The sequence below is a fragment of the Bradyrhizobium sp. BR14999 genome (genome assembly GCF_056106085.1).
Genome location: NZ_CM148536.1, coordinates 8,824,626 through 8,837,982, shown reverse-complemented (window position 1 = coordinate 8,837,982; position 13,357 = coordinate 8,824,626). Strand labels below are relative to the sequence as shown.

The 13,357-nt window shown below is 63.5% G+C and carries 10 protein-coding genes and 1 pseudogene; 7 read left to right on the top strand and 4 right to left on the bottom strand.

Annotation, left to right across the window (positions count from 1 at the left end):
• Nucleotides 1–179: 179 nt before the first annotated feature.
• From ACR9YP_RS41315 to ftsH, 5 genes are all read left to right on the top strand, one after another.
• Entirely contained in the window at nucleotides 180–920 is a 741-nt protein-coding gene (locus ACR9YP_RS41315) for an N-acyl amino acid synthase FeeM domain-containing protein (protein WP_128936516.1), read from the top strand.
• Nucleotides 921–1,177: 257 nt separating this feature from the next.
• Nucleotides 1,178–1,666: a peptidoglycan-associated lipoprotein Pal gene (gene pal / locus ACR9YP_RS41310; protein WP_035704649.1), complete on the top strand. Its 489-nt coding sequence runs from the start codon at nucleotides 1,178–1,180 to the stop codon at nucleotides 1,664–1,666.
• A gap of 187 nt (nucleotides 1,667–1,853) precedes the next feature.
• The gene (gene ybgF, locus ACR9YP_RS41305) at nucleotides 1,854–2,933 is read left to right on the top strand and encodes a tol-pal system protein YbgF (RefSeq protein WP_474218770.1); all 1,080 of its coding nucleotides are present in this window, start codon (nucleotides 1,854–1,856) and stop codon (nucleotides 2,931–2,933) included.
• A gap of 81 nt (nucleotides 2,934–3,014) precedes the next feature.
• Nucleotides 3,015–4,073, top strand: coding sequence for a tRNA lysidine(34) synthetase TilS (gene tilS / locus ACR9YP_RS41300; protein ID WP_438104765.1), 1,059 nt, complete (start codon nucleotides 3,015–3,017; stop codon nucleotides 4,071–4,073).
• Between the two features lie 300 nt (nucleotides 4,074–4,373).
• Nucleotides 4,374–6,296, top strand: coding sequence for an ATP-dependent zinc metalloprotease FtsH (gene ftsH, locus ACR9YP_RS41295; RefSeq protein WP_091880422.1), 1,923 nt, complete (start codon nucleotides 4,374–4,376; stop codon nucleotides 6,294–6,296).
• A gap of 382 nt (nucleotides 6,297–6,678) precedes the next feature.
• On the opposite strand, the gene ACR9YP_RS41290 is transcribed toward ftsH, so the two are convergent.
• Both ACR9YP_RS41290 and ACR9YP_RS41285 read right to left on the bottom strand, forming a co-directional pair.
• Nucleotides 6,679–7,545, bottom strand: coding sequence for an alpha/beta fold hydrolase (locus ACR9YP_RS41290; protein WP_438104769.1), 867 nt, complete (start codon nucleotides 7,543–7,545; stop codon nucleotides 6,679–6,681).
• 122 nt (nucleotides 7,546–7,667) lie between these two features.
• Nucleotides 7,668–7,826: pseudogene (locus ACR9YP_RS41285) on the bottom strand (EamA family transporter); the annotation flags it as partial.
• A gap of 248 nt (nucleotides 7,827–8,074) precedes the next feature.
• Here ACR9YP_RS41285 and ACR9YP_RS41280 point away from each other — a divergent pair.
• Together ACR9YP_RS41280 and ACR9YP_RS41275 are read left to right on the top strand one after the other, a co-directional pair.
• Complete coding sequence (locus tag ACR9YP_RS41280) at nucleotides 8,075–8,992, top strand: NADP-dependent oxidoreductase (RefSeq protein ID WP_474218769.1); 918 nt, start codon at nucleotides 8,075–8,077, stop codon at nucleotides 8,990–8,992.
• A gap of 251 nt (nucleotides 8,993–9,243) precedes the next feature.
• Nucleotides 9,244–10,596 carry a transposase gene (locus ACR9YP_RS41275; protein ID WP_091880269.1) on the top strand — a complete coding sequence of 451 codons (1,353 nt, stop codon included), beginning with the start codon at nucleotides 9,244–9,246 and terminating at the stop codon, nucleotides 10,594–10,596.
• 89 nt (nucleotides 10,597–10,685) lie between these two features.
• Here ACR9YP_RS41275 and ACR9YP_RS41270 read toward each other — a convergent pair whose 3' ends face one another.
• Both ACR9YP_RS41270 and ACR9YP_RS41265 read right to left on the bottom strand, forming a co-directional pair.
• Complete coding sequence (locus tag ACR9YP_RS41270; RefSeq protein ID WP_438104772.1) at nucleotides 10,686–12,230, bottom strand: sensor histidine kinase; 1,545 nt, start codon at nucleotides 12,228–12,230, stop codon at nucleotides 10,686–10,688.
• Nucleotides 12,231–12,522: 292 nt separating this feature from the next.
• A complete protein-coding gene (locus ACR9YP_RS41265) occupies nucleotides 12,523–13,266 on the bottom strand; it encodes a protein-L-isoaspartate(D-aspartate) O-methyltransferase (RefSeq protein WP_438104774.1) in 744 nt (247 codons plus the stop codon).
• Nucleotides 13,267–13,357: the final 91 nt, after the last annotated feature.

The following is a 13,357-nucleotide window of genomic DNA, read 5'->3' as shown; positions in this document are numbered from 1 at the left end:
TTCAGTCTGTTGCCGGCCACCGTAGTGCTACGGTGGTTAACCCTAATCGTTCGATTGCTTTGCATAGATGTTAAGAAGCTGTTAATAAATCATGACGCGCGTGGAAGTTGTTCCGGAGAAATCCTCCTTTCTTGCGCGCGTTTGCAGTGAGCGATGTGGGTTGTGGGTAAGGAGTTGGGATGCAGTCCTCGGCCAAAGCGGTCATTTCGGCTGTTGGGCGAGGGGCAGAACTCCTCACCGACCTCGACTATCATCTCGCAGAGACGGCAGACGAGAAGGAGGAGATCTACAATCTCCGCTACCGCGCCTATCGGCGCGAAGGCGCCGTCAAGGAATCGGCGGACGCACGGGTCACCGACCGCTACGACGAACTGCCGAACGCGTGGACCTTCGGCGTCTATCTCAACGGCGAGCTCTGCAGCTCCGTGCGCATCAGCGTGCTGACCTCGGAATGGCGCGAGTCCACCTCGGCCGACGTCTTCCCCGAGATCCTGCTGCCGCGGCTCGACCGCGGCGAGGTCATGATCGACCCGACCCGCTTCGTCGCCGATCCCGACCAAGTCAAACGCGTCCCGGAATTGCCCTATCTGACGACGCGCCTCGCCTACATGGCCTGCGAGCATTTTAATGCCGATCTCGGCCTTGCGATCGTGCGCCCCGAGCACCAGGCCTTCTACCGCCGGGTGTTCCTGCACCAGACCATCGCCGAGCCCCGGCTGGTTCCCGGTCTCACCAAGCCGTTCGGGCTGATGGCGGCGGACTTCCCGACCTTCCGCAAGAAGGTGTTCGAGCGCTATCCGATCATGCGGTCGACCGCCTTCGAGCGGCGGATGCTGTTCGGGCGCGGTGGTCAGCGCCAGGCGCCGCAACGGTCCGTTCCGCAGCGGCCGGTGTTCGTGGCGGACGCCGTTCACGCCTGATTCCGAAGCGGCGTCTCGGGCCGCCGTACGCCTTTCGGCCTAGAATCCCGGCAAAAAACAGTGCTGTGCCCGCTGGCGCGGCTTGCCTTCACCCTCGCGCCACATTTACAACCCATTAACCATCATGGGTGCTTTTCGCTGGTTGGGGGCATTTGATCGGCTGAGGCAAGGTTCCGTCAAGGTTGACGGAACGTTCGCTTAACCAACCCCCTGTAGACCGGACAGCAGTGGACTAACGCGAGCGTGGAGGCTCCGGAATGAAACATCCTATGCGTATCCTCCAGGGATTGAAGCTGGTCGCGGTGCTTGCCGTCGCGCTGTCGATGGGCGCCTGCGCCAACAAGAATGCTGCGACGGATGCGATGGCCAACGCGGCGACGCCGGGCAGCCAGCAGGACTTCGTCGTCAACGTGGGTGACCGCGTGTTCTTCGAAAGCGACCAGACCGATCTGACCCCGCAGGCGATCGTGACCCTGGAGAAGCAGGCGCAATGGCTCCAGACCTATCCGCGCTACAGCTTCACCATCGAAGGTCATGCCGACGAGCGTGGCACCCGCGAATATAACATCGCGCTCGGCGCCCGCCGCGCCCAGTCGGTGCGTTCGTTCCTCGCCTCGCGCGGCATCGATCCGAACCGCATGCGCACGATCTCCTACGGCAAGGAGCGGCCGGTCGCGGTCTGTAACGACATCTCCTGCTGGTCGCAGAACCGGCGCGCCGTCACCGTCCTGAACGCGAGCTCCTGACGTTCAGTCAGGCGCCGTTCAGCTTCAGAACTGGATGATGCCGGCGCCCTCTCGGGCGCCGGTTTCGTTTCAGCATTCTGTGACAGAAACCCCTTGGTACCAGTCACATTTTTGGCGTACTCCACTTCAATGTGTGGCGCGTCAAATGTTCCGTCGCAGGCCATTTCGCTTTTGTCGTCAGGGCAAGATGTCATCCAGATTTAAGGTCTTTACCGGCACCGCGGCGATCGCCGCGCTGCTCTCTTTGTGCTCGCCCGCACTTGCGCAGTCGGTCTTGGCGCAGTCGGATGATGCCGACCCCGAGATGCGGATCGAGCGGCTGGAGAACCAGCTGCGCCAACTCACCGGTCAGAACGAAGAGCTGCAATATCGCAACCGCCAGCTCGAGGAGCGGCTGCGGGCGCTCGAAGGCGGCGCGCAAGGCGCGCCCGGACAGGCGCCCAATGTCGCGGCGATGCCGCCCGCCCAGATCGCACCAAGTCAGGTCGCGCCGGGCTATCGCCAGCAGCAGCCGCAGCAGCAGGCCGTGCAGCCGAATTACGAGCAGCCGCAGATCGCCGCTCCCGCGCCGATCGTTCAGGAGCAGCCGGCGCCCGGCGCACCCGGCACGCGCCGCCGCGGCGACGCCTTCGATCCGAACCAGAACCCGAACGCGCCCGGCGCGCCGCGTGCGCTCGGCGGCGGTCAGCAGCCGATGCCGGCAGGAGCTCCCAGTGGTGCCCCTGGCGGACGCGGTGCCGGCGAACCGCTCGATCTCGCCAACACCAGCCCCCGCTATCAGCAACAGGCCGCTCCCCCGGCCGCGCAGCCCGGCTATCCGCCGGCCCAATCCGGCCGTCCCGCGCCATCAGGCGGCGCTGGCCTGACGACGCTGCCGCCATCAGCAACGCCGCGCGACGAGTTCGACCTCGGCATCGGCTACATGCAGCGCAAGGACTATGCGCTCGCCGAGCAGACCATGAAGAATTTTGCGCAGAAATATCCGAGCGACCCGCTGCTCGGCGACGCGCAATACTGGCTCGGCGAGAGCTACTTCCAGCGCCAGCAATATCGCGACTCCGCGGAAGCGTTCCTCGCCGTCACCACCAAATACGAGAAATCGGCCAAGGCGCCGGATGCGCTGCTGCGGCTCGGCCAGTCGCTCGCCGCGCTGAAGGAGAAGGAGGCCGCCTGCGCCGCCTTCGGCGAGGTCGGCCGCAAATATCCGCGCGCCTCCGCCGGCGTCAAAGCCGCGGTCGATCGCGAGCAGAAGCGGGTGAAGTGCTGACGCGTGGCATCTAGGGTCCTGACAATGCGGATGGTGCTGCGCTAAACATCGCAATCATCCGCTGACGATTGCTGGGCCGTCATGTCAGACGACGACAATTCTCCGATCTCGGCGCGCGAGGCGAGGCGGCTGTTCGCGGGCCTGAAAGCTGCGCCGGCGCTGGTGCTCGCGGTCTCCGGCGGGCCGGACTCAGTCGCGCTGATGTGGCTCGTGGCCCGCTGGCGGCGCAGTCTTGTGCGCGGCCCGCAACTCACCGTCGTCACCGTCGATCACGGCCTGCGTCCGGAAGCGGCCCGCGAGGCGCGCGAGGTCAAGCGTCTGGCCACCGAACTCGGGCTGCCGCACCGGACCCTGCGCTGGCGTGGCGCAAAGCCGAAGACGGGACTGCCTGCCGCGGCGCGCGAGGCCCGCTACCGCCTGCTCGCACAGGCCGCGCGAGCCGTGGGCGCCAGCCACGTGCTGATGGCCCACACCCGCGACGACCAGGCCGAGACCCTGCTGATGCGAATGCTCCGCGGTAGTGGACTTGCCGGGCTGTCGGCGATGGCCAGTGTCAGCGAGCGCGACGGCATCGTGCTGGCGCGTCCGCTGCTCGACGTTCCGAAGGCGCAGCTGATCGCGACCTTGAAGCGGGCGAAGGTCGGCTTTGCCGATGACCCCACCAACCGCGACACCGCCTTCACCCGGCCGCGGCTGCGCGCGCTGCTGCCACAGCTCGCGGCCGAAGGCGGCGATGCCCGCACGCTCGTGCGGCTCGCGGCAAGGCTGGCACGCGCCAACGCGGCCGTCGAAGTGCTCGCCGACGGCGCCGAGCGCTTCCTCCGCTTGCGGGATCGCGACGTTGCGCCGCAGGCGGGCATTCGAAGCTTCGAGGCATCGGCGTTTGCCGTCCTGCCCGAGGAGGTCCGGCTGCGGCTGCTGCTGCGGGCCATCGCCGCGCTCGGGCACGAGGGGCCGGCGGAACTCGGCAAGGTCGAAACCCTGATGTCCGCGCTTGATCGGGCCATCGCCGCAGGTCCCCGTGCAGCCGCAAATGGCCGGCCGGTCCTGAAGCAGACCCTTGCGGGAGCCTTGATCAGCCTCGCCGGCGGGCGTATCCACATCGCGCCGGCGCCGGCCCGGCGGCGCAAGGGTGCGTGAAGGGTGCATGAAGCGCGCATGAGGGCTGCATGAGGTCGGATCATGACACCGGCCGTTTCGGCTCGGCGCCGTCAGGCGACCTTAACCAGGCGGGAAAAACCCGGGCTAGGACGCCATTATTTCAGCGGGAATCGCGCTAAGATGGGATAAATAGTCCCATCTCGTTCCCTTGGCAGCGACCGGGGCGGCACCTAAATTGTATGCGTCTAACCGAGAGGATTCCTTGGGATTTCCTCGCATTGACCAAAGTAACTCCCCAAGGATCAGGGCCGCGATCCGCGCGACCACGAAGGAAGATCGATGAACGCCAATCTGCGCAATTTCGCCCTCTGGGTCATCATTGTCTTGCTGCTATTGGCATTGTTCACGCTCTTCCAGAATCCAGGTCAGCGCGCGTCCTCGCAGGACATCGCCTTCTCCCAGCTGCTGAGCGAGGTTGACCGCGGCAATGTCCGCGACGTCGTGATCCAGGGGCCCGACATCCACGGCACCTTCACCAACGGCTCGAGCTTCCAGACCTATGCGCCGAACGACCCGACGCTGGTGAAGCGGCTCTATGACAGCAAGGTGCAGATCACCGCGAAGCCGCCCGGCGACAACGTGCCGTGGTTCGTCTCGCTGCTGGTCTCCTGGCTGCCCTTCATCGCGCTGATCGGCGTGTGGATCTTCCTGTCGCGGCAGATGCAGGGCGGCGCCGGCAAGGCGATGGGCTTTGGCAAGTCGCGCGCCAAGATGCTGACCGAAGCGCATGGTCGCGTCACCTTCGAGGACGTCGCGGGCGTCGACGAGGCCAAGCAGGATCTCCAGGAGATCGTCGAATTCCTGCGCGACCCCGGCAAATTCCAGCGCCTGGGCGGCCGCATTCCGCGCGGCGTGCTGCTGGTCGGTCCTCCCGGCACCGGCAAGACCCTGATCGCGCGTGCGGTCGCGGGCGAGGCCAACGTGCCGTTCTTCACCATTTCCGGTTCCGACTTCGTCGAGATGTTCGTCGGCGTCGGCGCGAGCCGTGTCCGCGACATGTTCGAGCAGGCCAAGAAGAACGCGCCCTGCATCATCTTCATCGACGAAATCGACGCCGTCGGTCGTCACCGTGGCGCCGGTCTCGGCGGCGGCAATGACGAGCGCGAGCAGACGCTGAATCAGCTGCTGGTCGAGATGGACGGCTTCGAGGCCAACGAGGGCGTGATCCTCATTGCGGCGACCAACCGTCCTGACGTGCTCGATCCCGCGCTGCTGCGTCCGGGCCGCTTCGACCGCCAGGTCGTGGTTCCGAATCCGGATGTCGTCGGCCGCGAGCAGATCCTCAAGGTGCATGTTCGTAAAGTTCCGCTGGCGCCGGATATCAACCTCAAGACCATCGCGCGCGGCACCCCGGGCTTCTCCGGCGCCGACCTGATGAACCTCGTCAACGAAGCCGCTTTGACCGCCGCCCGCCGCAACAAGCGGATGGTGACGCAGGCCGAGTTCGAGGAGGCCAAGGACAAGGTGATGATGGGCGCCGAGCGCAAGTCGCTCGTCATGACCGAGGAAGAGAAGCTGCTGACGGCCTATCACGAGGGCGGCCACGCCATCGTCGGCCTCAACGTGCCCGCGACCGATCCGATTCACAAGGCGACCATCATCCCGCGCGGCCGTGCGCTCGGCATGGTCATGCAGTTGCCGGAGCGCGACAAGCTGTCGATGTCGCTGGAGCAGATGACCTCGCGCCTCGCCATCATGATGGGTGGCCGCGTTGCCGAAGAGCTGATCTTCGGCCGCGAGAAGGTGACCTCGGGTGCCGCCTCCGACATCGAGCAGGCCACGCGCCTTGCCCGCATGATGGTGACGCGCTGGGGCCTGTCGGAAGAGCTCGGCACCGTCTCTTACGGCGAGAACCAGGACGAGGTCTTCCTCGGCATGTCGGTGTCGCGGACGCAGAACGCCTCCGAGGCAACGGTCCAGAAGATCGATTCCGAGATCAAACGCCTGGTCGAGGAAGGCTACAAGGAAGCAACCCGCATCCTCACCGAGAAGCATGCCGACCTCGAGACGCTCGCCAAGGGCCTGCTCGAGTTCGAGACGCTGACCGGCGAGGAGATCGTCGACCTGCTCAAGGGCAAGAAGCCGAACCGCGAGTCCGTGCTGGAGCCGGCCACGCCGCGCGCCTCCGCCGTGCCCCCGGCCGGTAAGTCGCGCCCGCGGCCCGATCCGGATCCCGGCCTGGAGCCGCAGCCGCAGGCGTGAGCCCCGAGCTGCAGATCGAATTGAAAAACGCGGCGGCAACGCCGCGTTTTTTTGTGCGCGGTGATTTGCGACGCGGGCAATGTGGTGACCCGTCATTGCGAGCCAACGGGTCCGCGCGAAGCGCCGCCCGATGACAGGCTCCGCGAAGCAATCCAGACTGTCACCGCGGCGGGATTCTGGATTGCTTCGTCGCAAGGGCTCCTCGCAATGACGGTGTTGAGAGAGCCGCGCTCGCAATGACGATGTTGATGCAGTTGCGCTGGCAATGACGTGGCACCAGCTTCGTAGGGTGGGCAAAGGCGCACTTGCGCCGTGCCCACCATCTCTCGGAACGCACGGTCGACATGGTGGGCACGCTACGCTTTGCCCACCCTACAGCTCTTCATTTCGGCGATGCGCGCGGGCCTCCGCCACGCGCCAGGAAATGCGCGACATCCTCGTTGAACTGCTCGGGATCCTGCAAGAACGAGAAGTGACTGACCTCCGGCTGGATCAGCAGGCCGGCGCCGGGAATGTTCGCCGCCATGAACTCGGTGTTCTCGCGCTTGATCGCCTCGTCATGATCGCCATCGACGATCCAGGTCGGGACCTTGATCGCCGCGAGATCCGAAGCCGTCCATTTCGGCTGGCTCTCCCACATTTTGGTGATGTCGGCGACGAAGCTCTTGTACTCCGTCGGTGTCGGCGAGATGCGCTTGTATTCTTCGCCGGCCCTGGCGATGTAGGCGTTGAAGACGTCGCTTGAAGCGATATCCGCAACGCCTGACGGATCCGAGTTCGCCGCGAAGGCGAACAGCTTGCTCACCCGCTCCGGGTGCTTCATGGCGATGTCGAGGCCGATGATCGCGCCGTCGCTCCAGCCCACGATCGCCGCCTTCCTGATCTTGAGATGGTCAAGCAGCCCGACCACGTCCGAGGCCATGAGGTCGTAACCGTAGGGTTCCTGATTGCGGCTGCTGCGCCCATGGCCGCGGCTCTCCATGACGATGACCTGATAGTGCCGCTGCAGCGCGCGGACCTGGTGGCCCCAGTAGTTCGCATTGGCAAGACCGCCATGCAGCAACAGGACGGGCTGCCCGCGGCCGAACACCGCGTACCAGATCTTGACCCCGTTGATGGGCGCGAGACCGCTCTGCGCGGCTTTGGGCAATGTCGGCGTCGGCGGCAGGCTCAGCCATTGCGGCGCCGCCTGCGCCGCGCCGATCGAGACCATGACGAGAAGCGCGCTGACGAGATGGCGAAACTTCATGATGCGTCTTCCTGTTCGACCATTCGATATTACCGCATGATCAGGCGGGCGCGTGGGGTCGCAACATCGTGATCTCCATTGGTCGGACAGATGATGTCGATGCCATGACGCGACGTCCGTGTTCAAACGGGGCGCGCGCTCGGTCTGGCCTGTGTCGTCGCCACGCCTGACATCGCGAGCAGCCCACCGACGATCAACTTTGGCGTCATGCGCTCGCCAAGCAACAACACGCTCGACATCAAGGCAAACACCGGAAGCAGCAGGCCGAAAGGTCCATTGCGCTTGGTACAGCCAGAATCCGCAATCTTGGTACTGTTTTATGACCAGGCGCAACGCATCTATTCGCTAGCACCGGCGACTGGAGCGATCCCGATCCATCAGGCTGAGTGGGAGCTCCAGTCAATGCAGACAGTTCAGATCGCAGACACGGAGACAGGAGTTCCACACTGCCTGGCGTTTTGTCGATGGCCGGCACATCCACGCCCCCTGCAACACACTAAAGAGACAAATGACCGAGGAGATAATTCCCATGAAGGCTATCGTTGTAACGGACCGAACCGCGGGAACGGCCGCGATGAAGCTGGTGGAGCGGCCCGGGCCGCAGGCAGCGATAAACGATGTCGTCGTTCAGGTTCATGCGTCGGGATTTGTCCCGACTGAGCTGGCGTGGCCCTCGACCTGGACCGATCGCCTCGATCATGACCGAACACCGTCGATCCCTGGGCACGAGCTGGCCGGAGTGGTCGCCGCTCTCGGATATGGCACCACGGGCCTGTCGGTGGGACAGCGGGTGTTCGGCCTCGCGGATTGGTATCGCGACGGCACGCTGGCCGAGTATGTGGCGATCGAGGCTCGCAATCTCGCGCCGCTGCCGGGCGACGTCGACTTCACGGTGGGCGCGAGCCTGCCGATCTCGGGCCTGACCGCATGGCAAGGGCTGTTTCAGCACGGCCGCCTTCGCGCGGGGCAGAGCGTTCTCGCACACGGCGCGGCCGGCGCAGTCGGGTCGATGGTGACGCAACTCGCACGAGAGGCCGGCGCCTACGTCATCGGCACCGGACGTGCAGCCGACCGTCAGACGGTGCTCGACTTCGGCGCGAAGGAGTTCGTCGATCTCGACAACGACGCCCTGGAAGAGGTCGGCGAAGTCGATCTGGTATTTGATGTTATCGGCGGTGATATCCAGAAGCGGTCTGCAGGACTGATTCGAGTTGGAGGAATACTGGTGACTGTCGTCGGGCCGGCCGAGGCGCGGCCCTCCGACGGCGTGGCGGTTGACTTCGTCGTCGAGCCCGATCGTGCGCAACTGAGTGAGATCGTCCAGCGGGTACGGGATGGACGATTGCGGACGAACATCGGCAACATCTCGACGCTCGACGATGCCGTCGCCGCCTTAAATCCGACCGAGCGACGCAAGGGCAATACGATCATCCGCGTTCGTCCCTGAGCGATGCATGCCCATTGATGCACGCAGCCGGCCCGGCGCTGTCCGGGTCGGCCGGACGTTAAGCAAATGTCCGAAGCAGGTCACAAGCGGCAGTCGAAGCGAGCGAGCCCTGCGCCCGGTTTACCGCCGATAGCCGACATCACAATAGGCCCAATGTTGTTCGGCTAAGGGCCGATTCTGTTGAAAAAGACGGCTGTTGCGACGCAGAGATATCAGTGATTCAGTCTGTCTAATTGGCAGGACTGAAGATCATGATGGGGCATCGGCAAGTCGAACAGACCGCGTTGTTCTATGAGTTCTCGCTCGAAAGACATATCCCGACTGATCACTTGCTGCGGTTGATTGACAGGTTTGTCGATCTTGAACAGGTCCGGCGGGACCTGGCGCCTTTCTACAGCAGCATCGGTCGGCCTTCGATCGATCCCGAGTTGATGATCCGGATGCTCCTGATCGGTTACTGCTTCGGCATCCGATCGGAGCGGCGCCTGTGCGATGAGGTTCACCTCAATTTGGCCTACCGGTGGTTTTGCCGGCTCGGTCTGGACGGGACGGTGCCGGATCATTCGACATTCTCCAAGAACAGGCACGGCCGCTTCCGGCAGAGCGACCTCTTCCGTCGCGTGTTCGAGAGCGTGCTGCGCCGCTGCATCGAGGAACGACTGGTCGGCGGTGAGGGATTTGCAGTCGATGCGAGCCTAATCAAGGCCGATGCCAATCGGCAGAAGGGGATCGAAGGCGATAAGGGACTTCCGCCGGAGGCTGCCAGCCGAGCAATCGATGAGTATCTGGCCGGCCTTGATGATGCCGCTTTCGGAGCCGCGACCGAGGTTACCCCGAAGTTCGTATCGCCTTCCGATCCGGCGGCGCGCTGGACGGGGGCGCACGGCGGCCAAGCGTTTTTCGCCTATTCGACGAACTATCTGGTCGACATCGAGAACGCGATCATCGTCGATGTTGAGGCAACGACGGCAATCCGGCAGGCGGAGGTATTGGCCGCCAAGCGCATGATTGAGCGCTCGCTGGAGCGGTTTGATCTCTATCCGAGCCGGCTGCTCGGTGACAGCGGCTATGGCTCGGCCGAGATGCTCGCCTGGCTGGTCTATGAGCACGGGATCGAGCCGCACGTTACAGTCTTCGACAAGTCGGCCCGCACAGACGGGATCTTCTCGCGCGACGACTTCACCTATGACCATGCTGGGGACATCTATCGTTGCCCTGGTGGCAACATTCTTACCACGACCGGAACGTTGGTGAATGATGGTGCTACCATGCTTTACCTCGCCAGCAAGCGCGATTGTGATCGATGCGCATTGAAGCCCCGATGCTGCCCCAAGCAGGCTTCACGGAGAGTGCCCCGCTCGATCTACGAGGGCGCTCGCGACATGGCGCGCCAGATCGCGAGATCGTGGGAGGGAGGCACCTCGCGCCGGCTCCGCAAGAAAATCGAGATGTTGTTCGCGCACCTCAAGCGCATTCTCAAGCTCGACCGTTTGCGTTTACGAGGTCCAAACGGCGCGCGCGACGAGTTCATCCTCGCAGCCACCGCCCAAAACCTTCGAAAGATGGCCAAGCTGATCCCGATGCCCACCCCGACGCTCGCATAGGGTCAGTAAGAGCAGTTCCGGCCACGTCGCGACGGAGCTATTACAACGAAATACTGCCGGCCTTTTTCAACGGAATCGGCCAAAAGAGGTCATCGCGGCAGCGTGATAATGAACTCGGTAAACACACCCAGCTCGCTCTCGACATCGAGGGCTCCGCCGTGTTGTTTGACAATGATGTCGTGGGTCATCGACAGACCGAGCCCTGTGCCTTCGCCAGCTGGCTTGGTAGTGAAGAAGGGATTGAACATTTTTTCCTTCACCTCGACCGGAATCCCGGTGCCGTTGTCGCGGATGCGAATTTCGATCTTGTCGTCAAGGTTGTTCGTGGTCGCACTCAGCACAGGCTCAAAGGTCTCGTCTCCCGCCTCGGACTTGCGCCTGGTGGTAGCATAGAAGCCGTTGGAGATCACGTTGAGCAGCGCGCGCGTGATCTCCTGCGGATATACCTCGATTTCGCCCGCGTCGGGGTCGAGGTCCTGCGTGAGCGTGATGTTGAAGTCGGACTTCTCTGCGCGCGCGCCATGGTAGGCTAGATTAAGACTTTCCTGGACCAGGGCATTGATGTCGGCGAGGCGGCGCTCGCCCGGTCCCTCGCGTGAGTGCAGCAGCATGTTCTTGACGATGGAATCGGCCCGCTTGCCGTGCTGCACGACCTTTTCGAGGTTGCTCTTCAAAAGCGCCGTCAGCTCATCGACTTCGGTGCGGATCTTGTCGACGAGTTCAGCGGGCTTGAGGGCCTCGTTCAACTCCTCGGTCAACTCCGCTGAAAGGGCTGCGAAATTATTGACGAAGTTGAGCGGGTTCTTGATCTCGTGCGCAATGCCCGCGGTGAGCTGGCCGAGCGACGCCAGCTTCTCGGTCTGCACCAGGCGATCCTGCGCGGCGCGCAGGTCGTCGAGGGAACGAGTCAAATCGTCAGTGCGCTCGCGCAGCTCGCGGAGCAGTCGTGTGTTTTCGATGGCGATCACCGCTTGTGCCGCAAAATTTTCCAGCAACTCGACCTGCTTGTCGCTGAACTCTTGCACTTCCTTGCGGTAGACAGCAAAGCCACCGACAAGCTCGCTCTCCTTGAGCATCGGCACAATCAGAACGGTGCGGGCTGCGGCGACCTTGTAGATCAGATCGTCGGGATGCTCTGTGGCGATATCGGCAATGTGAACCAGCGCCTTGGTCTCGACGAGGCGCCCCAGCGAAGGCGCCCCATCAAACGGCGCGATGAAGTGTGGCGGCGTTTCCTGGTCGGGCGCGTACAATTGCGGCACGTTTTGCGCGGCCATTCGCGCCACCCGCCGCAACCTGTCGCCTTCGTATAGGAGCAGCGTCCCAAAACTGGCGCTGCAGATGCGCACGGCATTTTCCAGCATGGCCTCGAACACCGGCCCAAGCTCACCAGGCGAGCTGGATATGACTTGCAGCACTTCCGAAGTCGCGGTCTGCTGCTCCAGCGCTTGATCCAGCTCTACAGTCCGACGTTCAAGCTGCGCCTGTAGATCGGCAACCGAAACTGCCTCGCGACGAGTGACAGATGGGGCTATCCCGCACTTGGTCTTGGCCGATTTGCGACCTTTTGGCGCACTTCTCCTGCGGGCTCTCGCCTTGGCTGCCTTGTTGCCCGTCTTTACCACGCGCGTCATTTCCGGCCCCTGGGTCGAGAGCGGGCATCTTATCTGTCTTGGCCATCGGAACGGAAGGGGCGGATTCGCCCCAGTCAGCCGCAGACTAGCCGCTTAACGTCCGAGTTGGGTCAACATGCGAAGAACTTAGGGTGAGCAAATCTAGTCCGAATGCGCCGACAAGCAGACCCTCCACCAGAGAGGCCGCCACTTGGCTGATGGGCTAATTGCTGCCGCTCCAAACGTGCATTCGCGCGAGGCGCCAGCCACCTCCGACAAATTCCGGCTCAGCAAGAACGGGACGTTTGCGAGCTTAGTTTTGTGAACGCGTAAAGGGGACAAAGCGCACGAGAGCGACGGCGCGCGTCGTCGTCTTGTCGGGGGCGATTTTTTCGACGACCGTGAGCTGCTGAGTGGTGTAACCGGGTCCCACCGGCATAACGAGCCGGCCACCTACTTTAAGCTGTTCAATCAGGGGCGGCGGTGGCTGCCCGAGCGCCGCAGTCACGACGATGGCGTCAAAAGGACCGCATTCGGGCCAGCCATCGTATCCGTCGCCAAGCCTGACGCTCACGTTGTCATACGCGAGGTCTCTTAATGTTTTCGCAGCGGTCTCGGCCAATTGCGGGATGATCTCGATGGTGCAGACCTTTCGCGCCAGGTGCGCAAGGACGGCGGCCTGATAGCCCGAACCCGTCCCCACTTCCAGCACAACGTGATCCGGCGCGACCTCGACCAATTGGGTCATCAAGGCCACGATGTACGGCTGCGATATGGTCTGCCCGAGACCGATCGGCATCGGTCTGTCCGCGTATGCGATGGAGCAAGATTGCTCGGGGACGAATAGATGGCGTTTCGTTTGCTCCATGGCCTCAAGGACACTCTCCGACAGGCCTTGCTGTCCCAAGGTACTGGCGGCGGATCGGGCGTATGCCCGGATGGTTTCGACCATGGCGACGCGCTCGCGGACGCATTGCGCGTCCTTTGGTGCGTCCTGAGCGGTCGCTTCCCGGGCCACGACAACCATGGCAAACACGAGCAGCAGCAAGGCCTTCATCGTGCGCTCTCCGAGAAGTAATGGGCTCACGTCGACCGCTCGAGCGCAATGAGCCGATTCGACGCATCACCTCAGCGAAACACGGAGTCCG

Bases quoted from the DNA above. Each gene is read 5' to 3' on its own strand.
- pal (WP_035704649.1), top strand. From the start codon at position 1,178: ATGAAACATCCTATGCGTATCCTCCAGGGATTGAAGCTGGTCGCGGTG.
- ACR9YP_RS41290 (WP_438104769.1), bottom strand. From the start codon at position 7,545: ATGAAGTTTCGCCATCTCGTCAGCGCGCTTCTCGTCATGGTCTCGATC.
- tilS (WP_438104765.1), top strand. From the start codon at position 3,015: ATGTCAGACGACGACAATTCTCCGATCTCGGCGCGCGAGGCGAGGCGG.
- ACR9YP_RS41270 (WP_438104772.1), bottom strand. From the start codon at position 12,230: ATGACGCGCGTGGTAAAGACGGGCAACAAGGCAGCCAAGGCGAGAGCC.
- ACR9YP_RS41265 (WP_438104774.1), bottom strand. From the start codon at position 13,266: ATGAAGGCCTTGCTGCTGCTCGTGTTTGCCATGGTTGTCGTGGCCCGG.
- ACR9YP_RS41275 (WP_091880269.1), top strand. From the start codon at position 9,244: ATGATGGGGCATCGGCAAGTCGAACAGACCGCGTTGTTCTATGAGTTC.
- ACR9YP_RS41280 (WP_474218769.1), top strand. From the start codon at position 8,075: ATGAAGGCTATCGTTGTAACGGACCGAACCGCGGGAACGGCCGCGATG.
- ybgF (WP_474218770.1), top strand. From the start codon at position 1,854: ATGTCATCCAGATTTAAGGTCTTTACCGGCACCGCGGCGATCGCCGCG.
- ftsH (WP_091880422.1), top strand. From the start codon at position 4,374: ATGAACGCCAATCTGCGCAATTTCGCCCTCTGGGTCATCATTGTCTTG.
- ACR9YP_RS41315 (WP_128936516.1), top strand. From the start codon at position 180: ATGCAGTCCTCGGCCAAAGCGGTCATTTCGGCTGTTGGGCGAGGGGCA.